Here is a 522-nt window from a genome sequence, read left to right as displayed (position 1 = left end):
CTTGTTCCGGGGTTTTATGGCCTTGGGCGACATCATCGGCAATCCGCCTTGCGTAATAGGCGACTTCCCAATTGAACTGCTCACGCGCTGTACCGTGGGTAAGATGGCGAACGCTGATAGTGTGGGCCTGGCCGACCAATTTGCCAGCGGCGCTGTTGACGTCCCAGAGGTCATAACCGTTTGGATTCATCCCTCTTCACCCCATGAGCTGTAACCGGAGGTTTTGGCTATGTGGTGGGTCCAGGTAATGTCACGGTAACGAATGGCTAACTGTTCTTGGGGCTCCGCGTCGCTTTGATAAATCACATGAGGCATTTCAAGCGTCAGTTCAGTAATAACCCCACCATTGATCGACACTGAATAAAACTTTTCCTGCCCACCTGCGGACGTTATTCGGTAGAAATTGATCGTGCAGTTTATTTCTTCTCTGTTCGAGAGCGCTTGAGCGAGTAGCGGTGATGATTTATCAACGCTTTTCGTGATGATGATCGGGCTGTGCGTCGACTTATTAATATTCCCGAT

1 protein-coding gene and 1 pseudogene are annotated in these 522 nt (G+C 50.4%); both read right to left on the bottom strand.

What is annotated here, in order from left to right; translation table 11 throughout:
• Positions 1-190: pseudogene (locus tag ACN1C3_RS33240) on the bottom strand (hypothetical protein); the annotation flags it as partial.
• A partial coding sequence (gene tssD, locus ACN1C3_RS33235; protein ID WP_419119953.1) for a type VI secretion system tube protein TssD occupies positions 187-522 on the bottom strand: 336 nt, incomplete at its 5' end. The gene tssD and the pseudogene ACN1C3_RS33240, both read right to left, overlap by 4 nt.

The sequence above is a fragment of the Pseudomonas sp. H11T01 genome, assembly GCF_048515765.1.
Lineage (GTDB): Bacteria > Pseudomonadota > Gammaproteobacteria > Pseudomonadales > Pseudomonadaceae > Aquipseudomonas.
The sequence above is the reverse complement of the archived record's forward strand: the minus strand, read 5'-3'. Positions and strand labels throughout refer to the sequence as shown.